This window comes from Jeongeupia wiesaeckerbachi, from assembly GCF_050916355.1.
Lineage (GTDB): Bacteria > Pseudomonadota > Gammaproteobacteria > Burkholderiales > Chitinibacteraceae > Jeongeupia > Jeongeupia wiesaeckerbachi.
In genome coordinates, this window is the sequence record NZ_CP136946.1 from 1,738,875 (window position 1) to 1,758,476 (window position 19,602).

General features: G+C 56.8%; 18 protein-coding genes. 7 read left to right on the forward strand and 11 right to left on the reverse strand.

The annotated features are described in order from the left end of the window. Window positions 1–102 precede the first annotated feature (102 nt). From R0382_RS08415 to R0382_RS08425, 3 genes are all read left to right on the forward strand, one after another. Entirely contained in the window at window positions 103–393 is a 291-nt protein-coding gene (locus R0382_RS08415; protein ID WP_432723870.1) for a co-chaperone GroES, read from the forward strand. A 53-nt stretch (window positions 394–446) separates the two neighbouring features. After that, window positions 447–2,084 (forward strand): chaperonin GroEL, encoded by a 1,638-nt coding sequence (gene groL, locus R0382_RS08420; protein WP_432723871.1) that lies wholly within the window; start codon window positions 447–449, stop codon window positions 2,082–2,084. A 156-nt stretch (window positions 2,085–2,240) separates the two neighbouring features. Further along, window positions 2,241–2,540 carry a hypothetical protein gene (locus R0382_RS08425; RefSeq protein WP_432723873.1) on the forward strand — a complete coding sequence of 100 codons (300 nt, stop codon included), beginning with the start codon at window positions 2,241–2,243 and terminating at the stop codon, window positions 2,538–2,540. Here the strand turns inward: R0382_RS08425 and R0382_RS08430 are convergent. Beyond that, window positions 2,537–2,992 carry an acyl-CoA thioesterase gene (locus R0382_RS08430; protein WP_432723874.1) on the reverse strand — a complete coding sequence of 152 codons (456 nt, stop codon included), beginning with the start codon at window positions 2,990–2,992 and terminating at the stop codon, window positions 2,537–2,539. The two genes, R0382_RS08425 and R0382_RS08430, sit on opposite strands and share 4 nt — an antisense overlap. A gap of 205 nt (window positions 2,993–3,197) precedes the next feature. On the opposite strand from R0382_RS08430, the gene R0382_RS08435 reads away from it, so the two are divergent. From R0382_RS08435 to R0382_RS08450, 4 genes are read left to right on the forward strand one after another with little or no spacing between them, the layout of a single operon-like run. Then, the gene (locus tag R0382_RS08435; RefSeq protein ID WP_432723876.1) at window positions 3,198–3,851 is read left to right on the forward strand and encodes a TnsA endonuclease N-terminal domain-containing protein; all 654 of its coding nucleotides are present in this window, start codon (window positions 3,198–3,200) and stop codon (window positions 3,849–3,851) included. Further along, complete coding sequence (locus R0382_RS08440) at window positions 3,848–5,734, forward strand: Mu transposase C-terminal domain-containing protein (protein ID WP_432723878.1); 1,887 nt, start codon at window positions 3,848–3,850, stop codon at window positions 5,732–5,734. The genes R0382_RS08435 and R0382_RS08440 overlap by 4 nt, the downstream gene beginning before the upstream one ends. Next, window positions 5,731–6,618 carry a TniB family NTP-binding protein gene (locus tag R0382_RS08445; RefSeq protein WP_432723880.1) on the forward strand — a complete coding sequence of 296 codons (888 nt, stop codon included), beginning with the start codon at window positions 5,731–5,733 and terminating at the stop codon, window positions 6,616–6,618. Before R0382_RS08440 ends, R0382_RS08445 begins: the two co-directional genes overlap by 4 nt. Before the next feature lie 2 nt (window positions 6,619–6,620). Next, entirely contained in the window at window positions 6,621–7,652 is a 1,032-nt protein-coding gene (locus tag R0382_RS08450) for a TniQ family protein (protein ID WP_432723882.1), read from the forward strand. Here the strand turns inward: R0382_RS08450 and R0382_RS08455 are convergent. From R0382_RS08455 to R0382_RS08500, 10 genes are all read right to left on the reverse strand, one after another. After that, entirely contained in the window at window positions 7,645–8,670 is a 1,026-nt protein-coding gene (locus tag R0382_RS08455; protein ID WP_432723884.1) for a DNA adenine methylase, read from the reverse strand. The genes R0382_RS08450 and R0382_RS08455 overlap by 8 nt on opposite strands. A gap of 107 nt (window positions 8,671–8,777) precedes the next feature. Then, complete coding sequence (locus tag R0382_RS08460) at window positions 8,778–10,160, reverse strand: hypothetical protein (protein ID WP_432723886.1); 1,383 nt, start codon at window positions 10,158–10,160, stop codon at window positions 8,778–8,780. Next, window positions 10,160–12,250, reverse strand: a complete 2,091-nt coding sequence (locus R0382_RS08465; RefSeq protein WP_432723888.1) for an ATP-binding protein — start codon at window positions 12,248–12,250, stop codon at window positions 10,160–10,162. The genes R0382_RS08460 and R0382_RS08465 overlap by 1 nt, the downstream gene beginning before the upstream one ends. Window positions 12,251–12,348: 98 nt before the next feature. Continuing rightward, on the reverse strand, window positions 12,349–14,097 hold the full coding sequence (locus R0382_RS08470; RefSeq protein ID WP_432723889.1) for a hypothetical protein: 1,749 nt from the start codon (window positions 14,095–14,097) through the stop codon (window positions 12,349–12,351). Window positions 14,098–14,177: 80 nt separating this feature from the next. Next, window positions 14,178–15,143, reverse strand: coding sequence for a lipoyl synthase (lipA, locus tag R0382_RS08475; protein ID WP_432723891.1), 966 nt, complete (start codon window positions 15,141–15,143; stop codon window positions 14,178–14,180). 37 nt (window positions 15,144–15,180) lie between these two features. Continuing rightward, on the reverse strand, window positions 15,181–15,819 hold the full coding sequence (gene lipB / locus R0382_RS08480) for a lipoyl(octanoyl) transferase LipB (protein WP_432723893.1): 639 nt from the start codon (window positions 15,817–15,819) through the stop codon (window positions 15,181–15,183). Then, a complete protein-coding gene (locus tag R0382_RS08485) occupies window positions 15,816–16,112 on the reverse strand; it encodes a YbeD family protein (RefSeq protein ID WP_432723894.1) in 297 nt (98 codons plus the stop codon). Before R0382_RS08485 ends, lipB begins: the two co-directional genes overlap by 4 nt. Further along, window positions 16,109–16,990, reverse strand: coding sequence for a D-amino acid aminotransferase (locus tag R0382_RS08490; protein ID WP_432723896.1), 882 nt, complete (start codon window positions 16,988–16,990; stop codon window positions 16,109–16,111). Before R0382_RS08490 ends, R0382_RS08485 begins: the two co-directional genes overlap by 4 nt. A 169-nt stretch (window positions 16,991–17,159) precedes the next feature. After that, window positions 17,160–18,320 (reverse strand): D-alanyl-D-alanine carboxypeptidase family protein, encoded by a 1,161-nt coding sequence (locus tag R0382_RS08495; protein WP_432723897.1) that lies wholly within the window; start codon window positions 18,318–18,320, stop codon window positions 17,160–17,162. Window positions 18,321–18,601: 281 nt separating this feature from the next. Then, entirely contained in the window at window positions 18,602–19,468 is an 867-nt protein-coding gene (locus tag R0382_RS08500; RefSeq protein ID WP_432723899.1) for a PhzF family phenazine biosynthesis protein, read from the reverse strand. Window positions 19,469–19,602: the final 134 nt, after the last annotated feature.

Below are 19,602 nucleotides of genomic sequence, written 5' to 3' on the forward strand. Positions count from 1 at the left end.
TCATTGGCACTCGTTAGCGACGAGTGCTAACCATCGAACGCAGGCCATCCGCACGGCGTTCCGCTCGTTTCGTGCCATTCAATCCTCAGGAGATAGTCAACGATGAAAATCCGTCCTTTGCATGACCGCGTCGTCATCAAGCGCGTCGAAGCTGAAGAAAAAACCGCTTCGGGCATCGTGCTGCCGGGCAACGTCGCCGAAAAGCCGGACATGGGCGAAGTCGTCGCCGTCGGCAATGGCAAGGTCCTGGAAAACGGTTCGGTTCGTCCGCTCGGCCTCGCCGTCGGCGACAAGGTGATCTTCGGCAAGTACAGCGGCCAGACCGTCAAGGTGGACGGCGAAGAGCTGCTGGTGATGCGCGAAGAAGACGTGATGGGCGTCGTCGAGCACTAAGCTCCGACCCACGCGCTTAACTTTTACCTACAGAATTCAGGAGTATCTGGAAAATGGCTGCAAAAGAAGTCAAGTTTGGTGATTCCGCCCGTGCCAAGATGGTTGCCGGTGTCAATATTCTCGCCGATGCGGTGAAAGTGACCCTGGGCCCGAAGGGCCGCAACGTCGTGCTCGAGCGCTCCTTCGGCGCGCCGACGATCACCAAGGACGGTGTATCGGTGGCCAAGGAAATCGAACTGAAGGACAAGTTCGAGAACATGGGCGCCCAGCTCGTCAAGGAAGTGGCTTCGAAGACCAGCGACATCGCCGGTGACGGTACCACCACCGCGACCGTGCTGGCCCAAGGCATCGTCAACGAAGGCCTGAAGTATGTCGCTGCCGGTTTCAACCCGACCGACCTGAAGCGCGGTATCGACAAGGCCGTGATCGCCCTCGTCGCCGAGCTGAAGCTGATCGCCAAGCCGACCACCACCAGCAAGGAAATCGCTCAAGTCGGTTCGATTTCGGCCAACAGCGATGAAGTCATCGGCCAGAAAATCGCCGAAGCGATGGACAAGGTCGGCAAGGAAGGCGTGATCACCATCGAGGACGGCACCGGCCTCGAAGACGAACTCGACGTGGTTGAAGGCATGCAGTTCGACCGCGGCTACCTGTCGCCGTACTTCATCAACAACCCGGAAAAGCAGATCGCGCTGCTGGAAAATCCGTATGTGCTGCTGTTCGACAAGAAGATCAGCAACATCCGTGACCTGCTGCCGGTGCTCGAGCAAGTCGCCAAGGCCGGCCGTCCTCTGCTGATCATCGCTGAAGATGTCGATGGCGAAGCGCTGGCGACCCTGGTGGTCAACAACATCCGCGGCATTCTCAAGACCGTCGCCGTCAAGGCACCGGGCTTTGGCGATCGTCGCAAGGCCATGCTCGAAGACATCGCCATCCTGACTGGCGGCACCGTGATCGCCGAAGAAGTCGGCCTGTCGCTCGAAAAGGCAACCCTCGACCAGCTCGGCCAAGCCAAGCGCATCGAAGTGGCCAAGGAAAACACCACCATCATCGACGGTGCTGGCCAGGAAGACACGATCAAGGCACGCGTGGCAACCATCCGCGCCCAGATCGAAGAATCGTCGAGCGACTACGATCGTGAAAAGCTGCAAGAACGCGTGGCCAAGCTGGCCGGCGGCGTTGCCGTGATCAAGGTCGGTGCTGCGACCGAAGTCGAAATGAAGGAAAAGAAGGCTCGTGTCGAAGACGCACTGCACGCCACCCGCGCTGCGGTCGAGGAAGGCATCGTCGCAGGTGGTGGCGTTGCGCTGCTGCGTGCACGTTCCAACCTGGGCGAACTGAAGGGCATCAATGCCGATCAGGATGCCGGTATCAAGATCGTGCTGAAGGCGATCGAAGCACCGCTGCGCCAGATCGTTGCCAACGCTGGCGACGAGCCGTCGGTGGTTGTGAATCGCGTGGTCGAAGGCACGGGTAACTTCGGTTACAACGCTGCAACCGGCGAATACGGCGATCTGGTCGAACTGGGCGTGCTCGACCCGGCCAAGGTCACCCGTTCGGCACTGCAACACGCGGCTTCGGTTGCCGGTCTGCTGCTGACCACCGACGCGATGGTTGCCGAGCTGCCGAAGGAAGACGCACCGGCGATGCCGGGCGGCGGCATGGGCGGCATGGGCGGCATGGACTTCTAAGTCCCGCTTTTCCCGCGCAAAAGAAAACGCCACCTTCGGGTGGCGTTTTTTCGTTGGTCGGTCTGGCTTGGGCCGGCAAGGGTGCCTGGTCTAGCGTGGAGAAGGCCGGTCGCGCGCCGCAGGCTGCGCTGACCCGGAGACCACCGGAGATGCGCCATGTCCACCTTGCTTGAATCTCAACTGCGCGAATGCGTCGGGCCTTATCCGCAGGCCTATCCGGATCAGCTGATCCAGCAGTTTCCGCGCATCGCCGACCGGGTTGCCTGCCTGTGGGGCAAATCCGAGCTCGACGATTACTTCAATGCGCTGCTGATCGACGATCGCGGCGGCCGGCAGGGTTTTCCGGTGCGGGTCGGCAGCGAGCTGATCGTGCTGTCGCTCATTTACGATCTGGTGCGCGCACGGCCGCTGGCGCAGCCGCCGGCGATCTGGGGGCTGTCGGTAAGGCGCGACTAGCGTGCCGCGAGCCGCTGCTGGCGGCGTTGCTCGGCGTCGTGCCAGCGTCGCTGCTCGTTGGCATCGTTCGGCGCGTGGGTCGGGATCTCGAGCGGGCGTTTGTCGTCGCCCAGCGCGACCATAGTGAAGTAACTGCTATTGGTATGGCGTACCGTCCGTGCGCGGATGTCCTCGGCGATCAGCTTGATGCCGATCTCCATCGACGTCCGGCCGGTGTAGTTGACGCTGGCGAGAAAGGTGACGAGCTCGCCGACGTGGACCGGCTGCTTGAAGGTCACCTGGTCGACCGACAGCGTCACGCAGTAGGCGCCGGCAAAGCGGCTGGCGCAGGCATAGGCGGCTTCGTCCATCAGTTTGAGCAGCGCACCGCCGTGGACGTTGCCGGAAAAATTGGCCATGTCCGGCGTCATCAGCACGGTCATGGTCAACTGGTGGCGGGGCAGGTCGGTCATTGGTTTTCCTTTCTTCGAAATGCAAAACGCCGGGCGAGCCCGGCGTTGTTGTTGGCTGCGAGCCTAATCTGTCGGTTCCAACGCTCGGCTGTACTGGCTGGCTAATATTCCATGATTTCTACATCGTTCACTGCAACCAACGTATATCGGTTTCCTGTACTACGGGCGATTTCACAGTGCTATCGTGTACTGAGTGAGGTGTGAAATGCCCGTGCGCAAGATTCCCAAGAACTATCGCAACGTAACTGGTATCGCTGCGCATCGCAAGGCGGAAGGCCAAGCGATGTTCGAATCGACGCTGGAACGCGATTTCCTCACGCTCTTGGAGCTTGACCCGACAATCGAAGCGTTTGAGGTTCAGCCCTTGGTTTTGGAGTGGACCGATGAAAAGGGCGCTACGCGACGTTATACGCCGGATGTGCAGGCCACCTTCAAGTTACACGACCATCGTCGCAAGGTGCTGTACGAGGTCAAGTACCGTTCCGAGCTTGAGCAGCATTGGCCGGATCTGCGCCCCAAATTCAAAGCGGCCGTTCGATTTGCGCGTGGTCAAGGCTGGCGTTTCAAGATCGTCACTGAAGTGGAAATTCGCACGCCTTATTTGGATAACGCGAAATTCCTGCTGCCCTTCATTCGGCAAGGTCCGATCGAAGAGGCGCATATGGATCTGTTGGACGAACAGTTGCGCCGCATGCACAGCACCACCCCGGCGGCGCTGCTTGGCGCGATGTTCCAAGACGAATGGAATCAGGCCCGGTTGATGCCCACGCTTTGGTATCTGATCGGGACTCGGCAAATTGGCGCCGATCTCGATACCAAGCTCGTGATGAGTAGTCCGATCTGGAGCCTGCATCAATGAGTTCTTCGCATAAATTGCTGCGGCTCCAACCCGGCGCTGCGGTTCTGTATCGTGAGCGTCCCCACCGGATTACCCACGTTCTCGACCTGAACGAAGTGCTCGTCATGGACGACGATACTCGGCTAGTGAGCCACGCCAAGGTCGGTGAACTTGCCCCCGCTGCTACCAACAATGCCCCGGAGGCGAAGCCGGATCTCGTGGCCGTACTGGATGACGCATGGGAGGAAGCTGCCAAGCGTTTCGAAATCATCCGGCCGCTGCTCGATCTGCCATACCGAGGCCGGCAAGACGTGGTTGCCCGGGCCAAGGCGTATGAGCGCCACGAAAACACGCTTTACGATTGGATTCGACGCTATGAAGCGACCGGGCTGCTTACGTCGCTACTGCCGCGTGGTCGGAGCGACAAGGGCTCAACTAAGCTCACCCCGGAAGTCGAGGTCATCATCGAGGCCGTGGTCGAGAGCGAGTTTCTGACCAAGCAGCGCAAGTCGCAGCAGAAGGTGTGCGACGAAGTGCGTCGGCGCTGTGCGAATGCCGGCATAGAAGCGCCGCACGACAATACCGTGCGCAATCGCCTCAAGGCGCTGGCCGGCGAATACGTCATGACTCGGCGTAAAGGCCGGAAGGCCGCCGATCAAGCCTATTCGCCGATCGAAGGAAGTTTTCCGGGCGCAGATTGGCCGTATGCGGTGGTGCAGATCGATCACACCCCCCTGGACATCATCCTCGTCGATGACGTGTATCGTCGCCCAGTCGGCAAACCGTGGATTACCTTGGCGATCGACGTATTCAGCCGCATGGTGGCAGGTTTCTACGTGTCGTTCGACCCGCCGGGCGCGCTGTCCTCAGGCCAATGCTTGGCGAGCGCGATCTTGCCCAAAGACGTCTGGCTGTCGAAGCACGATATCAAGGGGGACTGGCCGTGCTGGGGCATACCCACCAAACTGCACATGGATAATGCCCGCGAATTTCGCGGCAACATGCTGCAGCGGGCTTGCCTTGAATACGGTGTAGATATCGAGTGGCGGCCCGTTGCTCGGCCGCATTTTGGCGGGCACATCGAACGCCTGCTGGGCACCTTTGCCCAAGAGATCCATACGTTACCAGGCACCACGTTTTCAAATCCACGCGAGCGTGGTGGCTATGACTCCGAAGGCAAAGCGGCGCTGACGTTGACCGAGTTCGAAGAGTGGTTCGTGACGTTCATCGTGAACGTCTACCACCAGCGTATGCACTCCGGTATCAACATGCCGCCGATGGAAAAGTATCGGCAAGGCGTATTCGGTACCAAGGATATACCGGGACGAGGTTTGCCAGCGCGTATTGCCGACGAGAGCCGTTTACGGCTTGACCTGATGCCATTCGAAGAACGAACGGTGCAGGACTATGGCGTCGTGATCGATGAGATTCACTACTACCACGACGTATTGCGACGCTGGATCAACGCGCCTGACCCAACGGCGCCGAAGTACAAGCGCAAGTTCATGTTCCGCAGAGACCCGCGCGACATCAGTACAGTGTGGTTTTACGATCCCGAATTGAATACGTACTACGCCATTCCATACCGCGATACTTCGCATCCGCCGATCAGTGTGTGGGAGCTGCGCGAAGCCAAGCGCCAGGGCGAGGCGGATGGACGCCGGCACGTTGATGAGCGGGCCATCTTTGATGCCTACGAACGGATGCGCGAAATCGAGCAGCAGGCACAGGCCAAGACCACGTCGGTACGGCGGGCCGCCCAGCGGCGCAAGTTCGGCCAAGAAGCGATTCGCCCCAGTACCACACCAGCTTCTGCCGTAGCGATACCGGAGCTAACGCCGATGTCGACGCAGGTCACTGTGTCGGCCATCGAGCCATTCGATGAAATGGATGACTTGGCATGAGCCATCTGAATGACTCGACGGCCAAACTGCTGGAGTTGAGTGATGCCGAGCGGATCGAAAAGATTCGCGCACCACGTTGGATCGGATACCCGAGAGCCAAGGCCGTCATGGCCAAGCTGGAGGATCTGCTCGTCTATCCGCGTTCGCACCGGATGCCGAACCTCTTGGTGGTCGGGGATACCAACAACGGCAAAACCATGTTGGTGCAACGCTTCTGCGCTCACCATCCCGCAGACGACAACCCCGGCGGCGACGGTGTGCGCGTGCCGGTGCTGTTTGTACAGGCACCGCCGATTCCAGATGAGGGCCGGTTTTACAACGCCATCCTTGAGCTGCTGTTCGCTCCGTACAAGCCGAACGACCGCGTGGACAAGAAGCAATTCCAGGTTATCAAGTTGTTGAAGTACGTCGGATTGCGCATGCTGGTGATCGACGAGATTCACCACGTCATGGCAGGCAATCTGAACAAGCAGCGTACCTTCTTGAATGTGATCAAGTATCTGGGCAACGAGCTGCAGGTGCCGATCGTGGCCGTTGGGACGCGTGATGCCTTCCGGGCGCTACAGACCGATCCGCAGTTGGCGAATCGATTCGAGCCGGCGCTGTTGCCACGCTGGGATTTCGATACCGATTTCCTGCGCTTGCTCGCCAGCTTCGAGCGCATGTTGCCGCTCCGCCTGCCGTCGCAACTGCATGATACGACCTTGGCCACCAGGCTGTTCTCGATGAGCGAGGGATACATCGGCGAACTATCACGGCTGCTCACCATGGCCAGCGTGCGGGCCGTGGAAGCCGGGAAAGAGCGGATCGATGAGAAGGTACTCGATGCCATCGATTGGGTGTCGCCGGCCGATCGCAAGCGACAGATCGACCGCGGTGGCTGAGCATGCTTTCCGGCAAGCGCTGGCCAGCGCATCCGCACCCATACCGTGACGAGTTGCTGTCGTCCTGGCTCGTGCGGGTAGCTCATGCGAATGGACTCAAAGTGCAAACCTTCTGCGCTCAGGAGTTTGGCAACGACCATCAACTATGGAATCGCGATATTGATCGCTTGGCACCAAACTGGTTGATCGAGGCCATGAGCGAGAAAACAGGCAGGCCGATCAAGCGCGTGCGGGAAACGACTCTGCTTGGCTACGAGGGCAAGCTGTACGACAAGTATCATCCCGCTGGGCAATTGCGCTGGATTTTGCCGCTGCAGATGTATCACCGGAAACGGCGTGGTTTTGGCCTGCAGTTCTGCCCCAAGTGTTTGGCTGAGGGGGCCGAGCCGTACTACCGCAGATCTTGGCGGGTGGCGCTGTATACGTTTTGCCCCAAGCATGACGTGATGCTGCAAGATCGCTGCCCCCAATGCGGGAGCGGTATTGCGTTTCACCGGTTGGAGCTCGGCCGGCCCGAAGTAATCGAAGCTCCGTCGCTGGCATGCTGCTGGTCTTGTGGTTTCGACCTGCGCGAATCGCCAACCGACCGCGTGAATAGGTGGAATGGCCGTACCTTTCAGTCGTGGAGCAAAGCGTTACGCTTGATCGACAAAGGTGCTGCTGATTCGACGCGTTTTGACTACAGCAAGGTGGCTGTACTGCACCAGTTTTGCTCTCTGATGGTCTCGGTCCGGCTTGCCCCTAAACTGATTACGTATGTTCATGGACGGACACACCAACCTTCTGCAGTTCTTGCCACGGGGCGCTTTGCTTTTGAGTTGCGGCCGATTGGTGAGCGCCATTATGTGCTGGAACTATCTTGGTGGTTGATTGGCCGATGGCCTTCTCGTCTTCGGGCCGCATGGAAAGTCAGGGCAGTACGTTACAACGTTCTGCTAAAAGATTTCACTGCACCGCCCAAGAATTATCTCGATTTAATGGATGAAATCCAAGCTGAAGCTAAAATAATTCGATACAAAAAAACATCTAAATAATTTCCGGTGTTATAGCACATTCAGTCTCGGACGCTACAGTACCTGTCATTGTTGCTTGGCGTCGAATCAATGCAGCTTCCGGTAAGTCAGCTTTTGTTGGTTCTACAGACAAAGGAAGAACTAAATCGGCCTTTGTAACAAGAACTTCTGTGCCACAGTATCGTCCTTGCGCACTGTATTGGAGCCCGAAATTGCGCTGCGGAAAGCTTTTGTACAGTGAGCGAATATGATCCACGTTGTCGTAGGTAACCAGCCAGGGTTGCCTAATCGTCGCTACCAATTGAGAAATTTCTTCGTGGTCCGCATGTTGATAATGATTTTGATATAGCCCTTTCCCCTTTATGTAATAAGGTGGGTCTAAATAAATCAATGATCGATTGGCTACGTTAGGTAGTTCGGTTTTAATGAATTCTGCTGCGTCGCAATTGTATAAAGAAATGTACTCTGATAAGGAGGCAATCTTGCGAATGCGCTCAATAAGATCTTTTTTGTTGAATCTGGCGTCTAATTTCCATTTGCCTGATTGATCTTTTCCCCCGATAACGCCTCCCCCAATAATTCCGGAACGATTTGTTCGATTAAGGAAGAAGGTCGAAAAAGCCAAGTCGAACGGGTCTGCCTCCATATCCGCCTGAACTATGCGTTGACGATGCCACTCCTCTATTGTTACGGGAGTTTGAGTGATGAGGTCACATAACGCTTCGCTGTTATTTAATACTGCATTCCAGAAAGCATGAATTGACCTGTTGAGGTCATTGATATGTATTCTAGAAACAACTTTGTTCAGCAGGAGTGTTATAGCGATTCCTGCACCGCCAGCGTAAAGCTCAACGTACTCACCGCCGCGAAGGCCGTTTAGGTCAATGACTTCGCGCATAAATGTGGATAGGCGGCCTTTGCCACCGGGGTATCGAAGGGGGGTGTCAAACGACATTGTTGATCCAAAATACTCTATCTCAGAAGTAGGGGTATACCAAGCTTCTTGGTCGCTGGCCAGCGTTTTCTGATGGCCGGACATCTTCGAGTGGAGGAAGTGCCTTACAGCTGTTTGTGGCGCACTTCATTAGCCGAAAGCTAAGGAAGGTGCGCTCTCAGCATCATTTTGAAGCGCCCGAATAGCGTTTCTCAAGAATGGGTTGAGTTTCGTGAAAGTCCTGCTTTGGTGATGATGTCCAAAACCTTCCCTCCGGGAATGATACTGATCGAGGCGTGGCGGTGGGCAAGGGCAACAGGAACGATTGCATTTTCGAAAAGGTCAAGTTCAAAGTGCCGAATAAAATCGCATGCACGCTTAACTAGCGATCCATACGCTTTAGGGTCGGACTTAAGTTGAGAAAAACAAACTCCATTCACAAGCCCTTTGTGGGAGAGTACGTATGGAATTGCGAAGTTAAATATTCTGCCACGCTCGGTTTTAAATAAAAAATCTTGCCCGTAGTAGGTTTCATTGCCAAAGTTGGCTGCAGGAGTTTCATTGCCTGCTATATATTTATTGCGATAGTCATCGTCCAAGATGCGAATGACTCCAGAGGGGAGGAAACGGGAAATTAAGTTGGCGTGATCCATCACGTTTCCTGTTTTTTGTAACCCCATCAGAAGCAGCGGCTCTTGATTGAGCTCCGTAAGTCGTGCATTTACTTTGTAAAGAAATTCCATGATGCGGGCATGTAATTTTGCGGGTTGTCCAAAAATGGCGAGTGGTCCATCCATAATGAAAGCCATTTTAGATAGCGCCCGTGCATCGCTCTCAAATACCTGCCTGATTAAAGCAACTAGCAATAAATGCTCGATGCAATTCATCATTCGAGTCATTGCGACAGTATTATCTCCAAAGTCGGAGACGCCTTCATGCAACCGTAACCAATCAGTCATATAGACTGATTCTCCACATGCATTACATAAATTACTTTGCGAGTCGGGGGTGAAGGTGAAACGGTGCTCCACTTTGCAGGAGGGGCAATTTTCGATAAAAAGCTCGCCTTTGTTTAGTGCGAATAATGTATCCGTCAGAACAAATTTGTTTTGTCCTCCACCTGCGCGATTTACCCCGAGTTGTGCAAAAACAGCATGCCGAAATCCATCTTTAACAGTCCGTGCATTCTTGTAACGGATGTTGCTGCCCGGCAAAGTATAAGTTATCGGGGATGCATTTCTATGCAACTCAGCTACTTTAAATGGATCTACGAATCGCGTCGACGGATCAATAAGTTCCGCATACTTGTCCATTTGAATTAGTACGTGACTTACTTTGATGAAGCCAATTTGAGTGCTCGGCAGTTTTTGACTGATTGCCTGATCACTTTTACTTGCATCTGAGGCCACCACGTATTCAGGTAATTGTGGCGAACTGTTTGTAGGGGCTTCACTAAAAGTGGCTGCTAAATTTTTACCCTCTTCATCACTTGGCGGACGCATGTACTGACACGCCGCTAAAAAGGCTTGCACGTCAGGATTGCGTACAAAGTCAGAGTGCCCACCTTTGCCGGCGGTTTGGCCGTCGTATGGCATTATTGCCCCCTCGCAGCTGAGATGGCCACGATCCGCTGTTTGATTTCATCGGGAGAGAAGCGGTTGATTTGCGTTGGAATGACAAATGGAGATGAAAGGGTTTTTATGCGTGCAAAACCCACATCTTGAGCCGCTTTAAGTGATCCGATGAAGTCGCCAAAGTCATAAAACTTACCTAATGTCTTAAGCTCATCATCGTTGTTCAGGTGAGTAATAAACCAATTTTCTGTATTGGCTAGAATATTTGGATGTACAGATGAAGGCTCTTGCGTCGCATAAACAAATGCAATGCGTGCTTTTGCCCCCTCCTTGGCAACACGTGGCCAAGTATTGGTGAGGTCGGCTTTTTTGCCGATCAAGTTGTGCGCTTCTTCAACATACAAAACTATGTTCTTGGGGGTTTCGCCACGATGCATTGCCGCCATTTGGCGTTCGAAAATCTGACGAGCAATTCGTTCCGAAAGAATGGTCCGGATCTCAACGGGGCCTGCGGATAGGTCCAGTATCACGATTTTGCCGTTATCAAGATGAGCGATAACTTCTGCTGTTATTTCGGCTGATCGTCTGCTGGAATGATAATTTTTGTATTTACCGATCGCTCGATAACCACCGAATTGCATTTCACGGCTATTTTCCCGTGCGAGCATATTGAGATATGACTCCATCACCGGGTCGACCCATGCATTTCCGCGAGTGCTCGATTCCAGTCCGAGTACCTGTTTCCCTTCTTCTTTTTGTTCAGCTCGAAGCTTAAGATTGACAAAACGAAGGAGCTCAAACCAAGCACTTGCTTCCTCTAAAGAAACTTCGTCAGCAGTGGGGATTCTCACCTCGTGAGGAGGGGTCTGGGCGGATGCCCAACGGTTAATTTTCTCTACTAGGGCTTTACCCCTAGGGATGCTAATCAAGAAATTTTCTGGTGCTGGATACTCTGCCTTTTTCAATATGCATTGAAAAATTGCTTTGCGAACTTTCCAACGATTGTGATCCGAGCGTTCGGTTACATCAGGCGCCTCAAGCGTTGATGTCATAAACGTATCAAGGTCTTGCCCGGAAAATGGCGAGGTCTCTTGTTTGAAAAGAGCCTGGATTAAATTGAGCGCTTGATCGACGTCCGCATAAAAGTTAGAGCGTAGATCCTCAAAGCCTGGGGTCTCAATGGCGCGGTACCGAACGGTTTGAGCGGGGAACACGTCAGCTATCGAGCTGCCGTCATCTTGATGGTTGGCATTGGCATATTCTCCGTTGATGTCGAATATAAGTTGCCCAATCGGTGTATCGTCTGTCATCGCAGCCAAAGCAACGGCTGATACAGTGGTTTTGACCGTATTGGATTTACCTGTTCGCGTCATACCTAATACTGCGGTGCGTCGGGCAAGAAAATCTGTGGGTTGAATTAGTACATTTACCTTGGCTTCGTCTTTTCCGCGGTGTAGCCGTGCAGTAGAGGTATAACGTACAGTTCCAATATGGATTGGCGAAGGTGTCGATCGAAACCCCGCGTTCAGCGCTTCTTCGAATGCCTTCTTTTGTACCTCTGGATTTACGTGATTGACTATGGTTTCAAGAGCTTCTGCTCGTGGTTTGAACGCACGTAAACGCGATAAACTCATAAAGTTTTCGATATCGCTGCCAAGACGTAGATGCCCATCATCATCTACGAAAAAAGTACCTAGTACGCTACAACGCAAACCACCGGCTTGCAACTCCACAGCCGTTATTGGATCAAGCCCATCGTGAACATCTCCAGGGAATTTTTCGTCAACGGTCCGCCGCTGATGGTGTTCGATACGCGTGCGTACGAAGTCGTTGTCTTGTGGAAGGGATGTTGGCTCAAGAACCCGGAGCAATACTACTTCTCGGTCAATATGATGTGAGTCATTAAATTTCTCTGGGTGAAATCCAGCGGCAACTAGGAAGGAGTTGTGCGGTATTCCATTAACCTTTTTCTTAAATTCATCATTTGTTAAAACAAGGGCTTGATCAAAACGCATACCATATACATACCCGACAAATGAGGATTCAAAATCCCCCAGGAGTTTCACAAGGGGGGATTCATTTGTAATGACGGCGTTGACAATGTCGAGCATGTTTGATTCCAGAAATTTGTGTTGTTGTGTGGACTTATTAAATTATTTTCAAATTTTATTTTTGCTGATTTTTTCAGAAAACAACAGCAAGGGTGAGCTTATAATTCGATGTTTTCGAGGGCGTTTCGAGTAATTCCATCTTCGATAGATATTTTGTAAATTATTGCGGCGACAAATCGTTCTACTGTTGCCCGAGTATGTTTTAGTGTGGCTACGGAAATTCCGTTAAGGACGGACTTGACGCTGTCCCAGCGACCTTCTTTTTTTGCAAACTCAAGAAGAATGAGATGCATTAAATAGTCACTTACTCTTGAACCATCATGAGTGCTGACGATGCCTAGCATAAATGACTCACCTTCCCTCCACTGAAACTCGATCAAACTATATGTACGGCTTGCGAACGTGACATCACCAATCACTACTGCTCGTCTCTGGCGCCGTTCTGAATCAAGATAGCTCCACTGACGCGCTCGACGTGGTTTTGTAAGTGGGATGTATGCAATGGTATCTGCAAATGGACGAATTTGGGCATGCCATCTTGGCTTCTCATTCAAAAACCTGATCATGGCTTCGAAGCTTTTAAAGCTAGCGGCTAGGGCGGGTGGCCGTGCAGACGTTGTTTCGACATGGGCTGGAGTCACCCCACTTTCCGAATAGTTGCCATCACCGGTGCCGAGTGCGTCGGTTGGCAAGCCAAGTGGGCGAACGACGCTAGCGTTGAAGTAATTGCACATTTCCTTATCTGGCTTCTCCAGCGTCATACCTGCGACTGCACCAAAGCGCTCTTCTGGCAGAGTAATTACAACCGATTGAATGTGGTGCGAAGGCTCTTCGCCGCTTTGTAGCTCGCGATCATCGGAATCTTTGGCCGAAGACTGTTGGGTGGAGTACGCAGGCAGCCTCTGGTCGTCCGGAAGATTAGGGGCAATTTCGGGGCGTAAATTGCTGTTATCTCGATCACAAGTGAGAGAATCGAAGGGAAATAATCCTGTGCAGTACTCCAAGGCAAAGACGATGTAACGCCAGCCATTTTCATCTGGAGTCCGCATCGCTTTAACCCTGGCTCGCAAATTGGTCGTTCCGGCAAAAGGAAAAGCAGCTTCTGGGTATACGCGACGCTTGTTCTGAACTGCTTCTAGGATCATTGAGTCATGCACGAGTGTCGCACCTTCAAATGCCTCGTGACTGTTCAAGATACGGCCAATGATCCAAGCATCCGCATCTGCGAATTCTTTGCGCAGCTTGAGCAAACAACGCCTTTCCTGCTTGTCGAAGCCGCACCTCGCTGGATTCACGATCGAGCCGAGGTTGTGGCGAAAATCGCCGGAGAAAACGGCCTTGGCTAGGTCGGTGGAGGTGGCGTAATAGAACCGAATAATCTCGGCGACCGGAATAATGATGCCGTAGGGGTCGCCATGCCATTCGATAGCTAGGCAATTGGCGCCGAGCCCAGCCCCAATTTGATGAAAACGCCTGCGGATCAGTGGATGTCCATCCACTACGACATCAGACTTAACTAGGCGAACTGTGTTGGGGGAAATGTGCAGGTTATGGAAGGTTTTACTCTTACCGGCGACCTCAACGAGGCAGCGACGGTTTTGCCAGAGCGACCCGATGGTGACGAGAGGGAGTTGGCCAACACCGAGATCGATTGAGCGGCGTTCTTCTTGGTTGACGGCGCTAGAGGCCGCGTAGTCCGTTGTGCCATCTATCACTGGACTGATGATGAGCTGGATTTTAGGTTCGGTGGGAACCTGATGATTGCGCTCTACGCCGCCAAACCAGTCAACTCGCCACGTGCGGCCATCGTCAGGAAATTCCTTGATTTTCGGAATCGTCCTTCCCATGGCCACCCCTCAGTAGCATTTAGCGTTGTAGAGTACGAATTAGCGGTGGTCAGTCGCGTTTATCGATGGAATTGTCATAATCAGAGGCCGGCGTGATGCGCCTGCTCGTCTGCATGATAGCTCGACCGTACCATTGCGCCGACCGCGGCATGCTTGAAGCCGAGCTCGTACGCCAGCGTTTCCCACGCCTTGAACTGGTCCGGGTGCACATAGCGCAGCACCGGCAGGTGGCCGTTCGATGGCTGCAAATACTGGCCGATGGTGATCATGTCGATGTCGTGCGCGCGCATGTCATGCATCACCTGGACGACTTCCTCGTCGGTTTCGCCGAGGCCGACCATGATGCCGGACTTGGTTTTGACGTCGGGGTACATCGCCTTGCAGTCTTTCAAGAGCTTGAGCGAATGCAGATAGTCCGAACCCGGGCGCGCCTGCTTGTACAGCCGTGGCGCGGTTTCGAGGTTGTGGTTCATCACGTCCGGCAGCGCCTTGCCGAACAGTTCGAGCGCGAGGTCGAGCCGGCCGCGGAAATCGGGCACCAGGACCTCGATCTGCGTGTCCGGGCTCTTGTCGCGCGTCAGGCTGATGCAGTCGACGAAGTGCTGGGCGCCACCGTCGCGCAGGTCGTCGCGGTCGACCGAGGTGATCACGACGTATTTGAGCTTGAGTGCGGCGATGGTCTCGGCCAGATGCACCGGCTCGTTGGCGTCGAGCGGGTTCGGCCGGCCGTGGCCGACGTCGCAGAACGGGCAGCGCCGGGTGCAGATGTCGCCCATGATCATGAACGTCGCCGTGCCCTTGCCGAAGCATTCGCCGATATTGGGACAGGACGCTTCTTCGCACACCGTGTGCAGCTTCTGCTCACGCAGGATCTGCTTGATCTCGCCGAAGCGGCCATTGAGGCTCGGCGCCTGCACGCGAATCCAGTCGGGCTTCTTCAGCTTGGTTTCAAGCTGGACCACCTTGATCGGAATACGGGCGGTCTTGGCTTCGCCCTTGAGTTTGGTGCCGGCGGTAACGGGGGCGTTCTTGGTGTCTTGGGTCATGATCCGTGCCGATCAACCTTGCAATGAACAGGGTTAATCAGTTGATTTGTTGCAGGATTTTGTCGGCCATTTTACCGGCTAACGTCGCCGGTGTCTCCGCAAAGCCGAAATCGTTCAGCTGGGCGACGCGCAGGCCTTCATAGCCGCAGGGGTTGATCATCGAGAACGGCGCGAGGTCCATGTTCACGTTGAACGACAGGCCGTGGAAACAGCAGCCGTTGCGGATGCGCAGACCGAGCGCGGCGATCTTGGCTTCGCCGAGCTCGTCCTTCACATAGACGCCGGGTGCATCGACCTTGCCGTAGGCGGCGATGTCGTAATCGGCGAGCAGACTGACCACACTGTTCTCGAGCCGGCGTACCAGCTCGCGCACGCCGAAACCGAGCCGGCGCAGATCGAGCAGCGTGTAGGCAACGAGCTGGCCGGGGCCGTGATAGGTAACCTGGCCACCGCGGTCGATCTTGACGATCGGAATGTCGCCGCGCTGCAGGATGTGTTCGGGCTTGCCGGCCTGGCCGAGCGTGAACACCGGCGGGTGTTCGAGCAGCCAGACTTCATCGGGTGTGGTCGCGGTGCGAGTGTCGGTGAACGCCTGCATCGCGTGCCAGGTCGATTCGTAGTCGGCGAGGCCGAGCTGTTTGACCAGCGTTGCCGGTACGGTCGCGATCTCGCTCACAGCACCATCCGCACCAGCGGGTGCGCGCGCAGCGCGGCGTCGAGCGCGCGGACCTGATCGGCGTTGTCGAAGGTGATCATCAGCGTCGCGGCGAAATAGTTGCCGGCGCTGCTCGGGCGGATCGTCAGCACGTCGGTGGTGACGCCGGGAACGTGCTCGCACGACAGCGCGAACAGCACCGCATGGAATTCGTCGTGGCCGACCTGCTTGTGGCTGATCGCCTTGATCGGCAGCTTGGCCGGGAAATCGACCAGTTCTTCGAGCGGCGGCGGGGCCGGGGTATTCGTGTTCATTGGGTATCCTTGCCGGTGCGCATCACCTGGGTCTTGAAGGCCTGGTAATGCTGGTACATGGCGGTATAGATGGGGCCGGGCCTGCCGTTTCCAACCGGGGCGCCGTCGAGCGTGACGACGGCGAGCACTTCCTTGCTGCTCGACGTCAGCCAGACCTCGTCGGCGCTGCGCAGCTCGGCCTCGGTGATCGCGCGCACGCTGTGCGGCAGGCCGTGTCGGGCGGCGAGCTCGAGCACCAGATCGTAGGTGATGCCGGTCAGCATCAGGTTCGATGGCGGCGGCGCGAGGATCACGCCGGCTTTGACGACGAAGATATTGCTCGCCGAGCCTTCGATCATCAGCCCGTCGCGCAGCAGGATGGTTTCGGCAACGCCGGCATCGACGGCGCTCTGCCGCGCCAGCACGTTGGCGAGCAGCGAGATGGCCTTGATGTCGCAGCGCAGCCAGCGTACGTCGGTCTGGGTGATCGCGGCGATGCCGGTCTGCACCAGCTGCGCCGGTGGCGGTGTCAGCGGATCGGCGAAGGCGAACACCGTCGGCGTCGCCGCCAGCGGGAAAGCGTGGTTGCGCGGGTAGGCCGCGCCGCGCGTCACCTGCAGGTAGATCGACTGGTCGTCGAAAGGCTGGCGCTGGATCAGCGCCTCGACGATGTCGCGCCATTCGGCTTGCGTATGCGGATTGGTGATCTGCACCGACGCCAGACTGGCGGCGAGCCGGCCGAGGTGTTCGTCGAGCCGGAACGGCGTGCGGCTGTAGACCGGGATCATTTCGTAGATCCCGTCGCCGAACAGGAAGCCACGGTCGAGCACCGGCACGCTCAGAGCGCCCAGCGGGGCGAAGCGGCCGTTCAGGTAGGCGGGGAGGTCGGGGGTGTTCATGGCGACAGTTTACGCCGTAGTTCGTGGTTGCGAACTAAGCCCGGCAGCGCTGCGAGCCGCAGCAGGTCGCGATCGCCCGAAGCGCAGGCACCGGAATGTACAAGGTCGTACATGAGGATGCCGAGCACCGGACGATCGCGAGATGCAAAGGCGCAGCAAGCTGAGGGGTTTAGTTGAACAGCTGCTTGAACCACAGCCGGATGGCATCCCAGGCACGGCCGAAGATGCCGGCTTCGGCGACCGGTTCGATCGCGACGACCGGGTAATCGCCGAGCGTCTTGCCCTCGAGCTGGACCTTGACGGTGCCGATCTGCTGGCCCTTGGCAATCGGCGCGATCAGCGGCTGCTGGCTGACGAATTCGAGCTTGACCTTGGCCGCGTCGCCCTTGGGCATGGTCAGGTAACGGTCCTGCAGGAAGCCGGCCTTGACGCTGTCGAGCTTGCCCTTCCAGACCGGCACGGTGGCGATGCTCTGACCGGCCGAGTAGATCTTCGGCGTATCGTAGAACTGCACGCCCCAGTTCAAGAGCTTGGACGACTCGGCCGCGCGGACCTGGTCGCTGGTGGTGCCGACGACGACCGAGATCACCCGGCGGCCGTCACGCTTGCTCGATGCAACGAGGTTGTAACCGGCCGAGGCGGTGTGGCCGGTCTTCATGCCGTCGACGTTCGGATCGCGGTACAGCAGCAGGTTGCGGTTGCCCTGCTTGATGTTGTTGAAGGTGAATTCCTTCATCGAGTAGACCGGATAGAACTCGGGGAAGTCGTGGATGATCGCTGCGGCGATCTTGCCGAGGTCGGCCGCCGTCGTATACAGGTTCGCGTCCGGCAGGCCGGTCGAATTGGTGAAGTGGCTGTGCTTCATGCCGAGGCGCTGCGCTTCGCGGTTCATCAGCTGGGCGAAGACTTCCTCGTTGCCGGCGATGGCTTCGGCCAGCGTCACGCAGGCGTCGTTGCCGGACTGGACGATCATGCCCTTGATCAGCTGGTCGACCGTCGCCGGCGTGCGCGGATCGAGGAACATCGTCGAGCCGCCGCTGCCGCCACCGGCCTTCATGCCGGCGGCCGAGACGGTCAGTTGCTGGTCGAGCTTGAGCCGGCCTTCCTTGACCGCCTTGAACACGACATAGGCGGTCATCAGCTTGGTCAGCGAAGCCGGTTCGATCCGGGCGTCGGCGTCGCGCGCGGCCAGCGTCGCGCCGCTCTGGAAGTCGGTGAGGAAATAGGCCTTGGCGGCGATGGCCGGCGGCGGCGGCGTGAAAGCCTGGGCGGTCATCGAAACGAGCGGAACGACGAGGGCGGCGAGGGCGAAGGTACGGCGGATAGTCATCGGTGGAGCAACACTCTTGAAGGGGGCGGAACAGGAGTCTGCCTCGGCGGGCGGCGGCACTGGTGCAGTTGGCCCTGTGGCCGGCATCGGTGGTCTCTCGGTGCCGGTTCCTGCGCGTCGGGCGCGGGCAAACTGCGTGGCTCGCTCGCCTATCGGGATAGGCTCTGAGTCGGCGATTATAAAACCGTCATCCGGGCCGGGTCTGCCGTTACGGCCGTGCGAATTACCTTGCACTGACGGATGGTGTGCATTTTCAGCGACGGGGCTGGCACTTGGAGTGCTTATTCGTCGGGCAGTTCAAACGTGCCGTAACCGATGCGCCTGACCCGGCCGCTGACGCGAATGGCGCCGTCGGCGCTCAGGTCGAGCTGCAGGTGGGCAAGACGGCCAATCCCGTGGCCTTGCTGCATTGCCGACGAGAATGGCAGGGTCTGACCCTGACCGAGCAACCAGCCGCCGAGGTTGGCGCAGGCCGAGCCAGTGCCGAAGTCCTCGCCGATCGATCCGGCCTGGACCCAGAAGAAACGGGCGATGATGCCGTCTGCCGACGGCGCCCACACCAGCGCTTGTGGCCGGCCCTGCTTGCTGCGCGCCACTTCGCTGAACAGCAGCACATCGGGCTGGCAGGCGAAAACATCGTCGGCGCTGGCGACCGGGACGATCAGTTGTTCGGTGCCGGTATCGACGAAGCGCGCGCGGCCGGCAAGGCGCTCGGCGCTCAGTCCCAGTGCCCGGGCCAGCGTCGCGTCGCCCTGGGCGTCGCGATAGCGCGGCGACTGTGCGGTCAGCGTCGCCAGCCCGTCGCGGATCGACACCGGCACGGTGCCGGCCGGGAAGTGCAAGGCCACCTCGCCGCCGAGACCGCGCTCGGTATCGAGCACCGCCGCGGTGCCCAGTGTCGGGTGGCCTGCAAACGGCAGTTCGTAGCCGGGGGTGAAGATGCGCACGTCGGCATCGGCGCCCGGCGCCTTGCCGGCGCAATCGCGGACAAAGGTCGTTTCGGACAGATTGAGCTGCTGTGCGATCGCCTGCATCCGCGTATCCGAGACGCCATCGGCATGCGGGAACACCGCCAGCGCGTTGCCACTGAACGGGTTGTCGTCCGGCGCGGTGAAAACGTTGACGACGTGATAATGCAGCGTGCGCATGGCGGGCTCCGGCAGGATTCGGGAGCATCATTCAACCACGGGCTTGTTGCACACGACAGTGACAATCCGCGACCCATGTCACCGCCACAGCCACCCGACGCGGAGGCTGCGACGTTTTGCAACAGGCCGCGGCC

What these genes read in the sequence shown, in the direction of transcription:
- R0382_RS08415 (WP_432723870.1), top strand. Translation starts at nt 103, where the DNA reads ATGAAAATCCGTCCTTTGCATGACCGCGTCGTCATCAAGCGCGTCGAA.
- groL (WP_432723871.1), top strand. Translation starts at nt 447, where the DNA reads ATGGCTGCAAAAGAAGTCAAGTTTGGTGATTCCGCCCGTGCCAAGATG.
- R0382_RS08425 (WP_432723873.1), top strand. Translation starts at nt 2,241, where the DNA reads ATGTCCACCTTGCTTGAATCTCAACTGCGCGAATGCGTCGGGCCTTAT.
- R0382_RS08430 (WP_432723874.1), bottom strand. Translation starts at nt 2,992, where the DNA reads ATGACCGACCTGCCCCGCCACCAGTTGACCATGACCGTGCTGATGACG.
- R0382_RS08435 (WP_432723876.1), top strand. Translation starts at nt 3,198, where the DNA reads ATGCCCGTGCGCAAGATTCCCAAGAACTATCGCAACGTAACTGGTATC.
- R0382_RS08440 (WP_432723878.1), top strand. Translation starts at nt 3,848, where the DNA reads ATGAGTTCTTCGCATAAATTGCTGCGGCTCCAACCCGGCGCTGCGGTT.
- R0382_RS08445 (WP_432723880.1), top strand. Translation starts at nt 5,731, where the DNA reads ATGAGCCATCTGAATGACTCGACGGCCAAACTGCTGGAGTTGAGTGAT.
- R0382_RS08450 (WP_432723882.1), top strand. Translation starts at nt 6,621, where the DNA reads ATGCTTTCCGGCAAGCGCTGGCCAGCGCATCCGCACCCATACCGTGAC.
- R0382_RS08455 (WP_432723884.1), bottom strand. Translation starts at nt 8,670, where the DNA reads ATGTCCGGCCATCAGAAAACGCTGGCCAGCGACCAAGAAGCTTGGTAT.
- R0382_RS08460 (WP_432723886.1), bottom strand. Translation starts at nt 10,160, where the DNA reads ATGCCATACGACGGCCAAACCGCCGGCAAAGGTGGGCACTCTGACTTT.
- R0382_RS08465 (WP_432723888.1), bottom strand. Translation starts at nt 12,250, where the DNA reads ATGCTCGACATTGTCAACGCCGTCATTACAAATGAATCCCCCCTTGTG.
- R0382_RS08470 (WP_432723889.1), bottom strand. Translation starts at nt 14,097, where the DNA reads ATGGGAAGGACGATTCCGAAAATCAAGGAATTTCCTGACGATGGCCGC.
- lipA (WP_432723891.1), bottom strand. Translation starts at nt 15,143, where the DNA reads ATGACCCAAGACACCAAGAACGCCCCCGTTACCGCCGGCACCAAACTC.
- R0382_RS08485 (WP_432723894.1), bottom strand. Translation starts at nt 16,112, where the DNA reads ATGAACACGAATACCCCGGCCCCGCCGCCGCTCGAAGAACTGGTCGAT.
- R0382_RS08490 (WP_432723896.1), bottom strand. Translation starts at nt 16,990, where the DNA reads ATGAACACCCCCGACCTCCCCGCCTACCTGAACGGCCGCTTCGCCCCG.
- R0382_RS08495 (WP_432723897.1), bottom strand. Translation starts at nt 18,320, where the DNA reads ATGACTATCCGCCGTACCTTCGCCCTCGCCGCCCTCGTCGTTCCGCTC.
- R0382_RS08500 (WP_432723899.1), bottom strand. Translation starts at nt 19,468, where the DNA reads ATGCGCACGCTGCATTATCACGTCGTCAACGTTTTCACCGCGCCGGAC.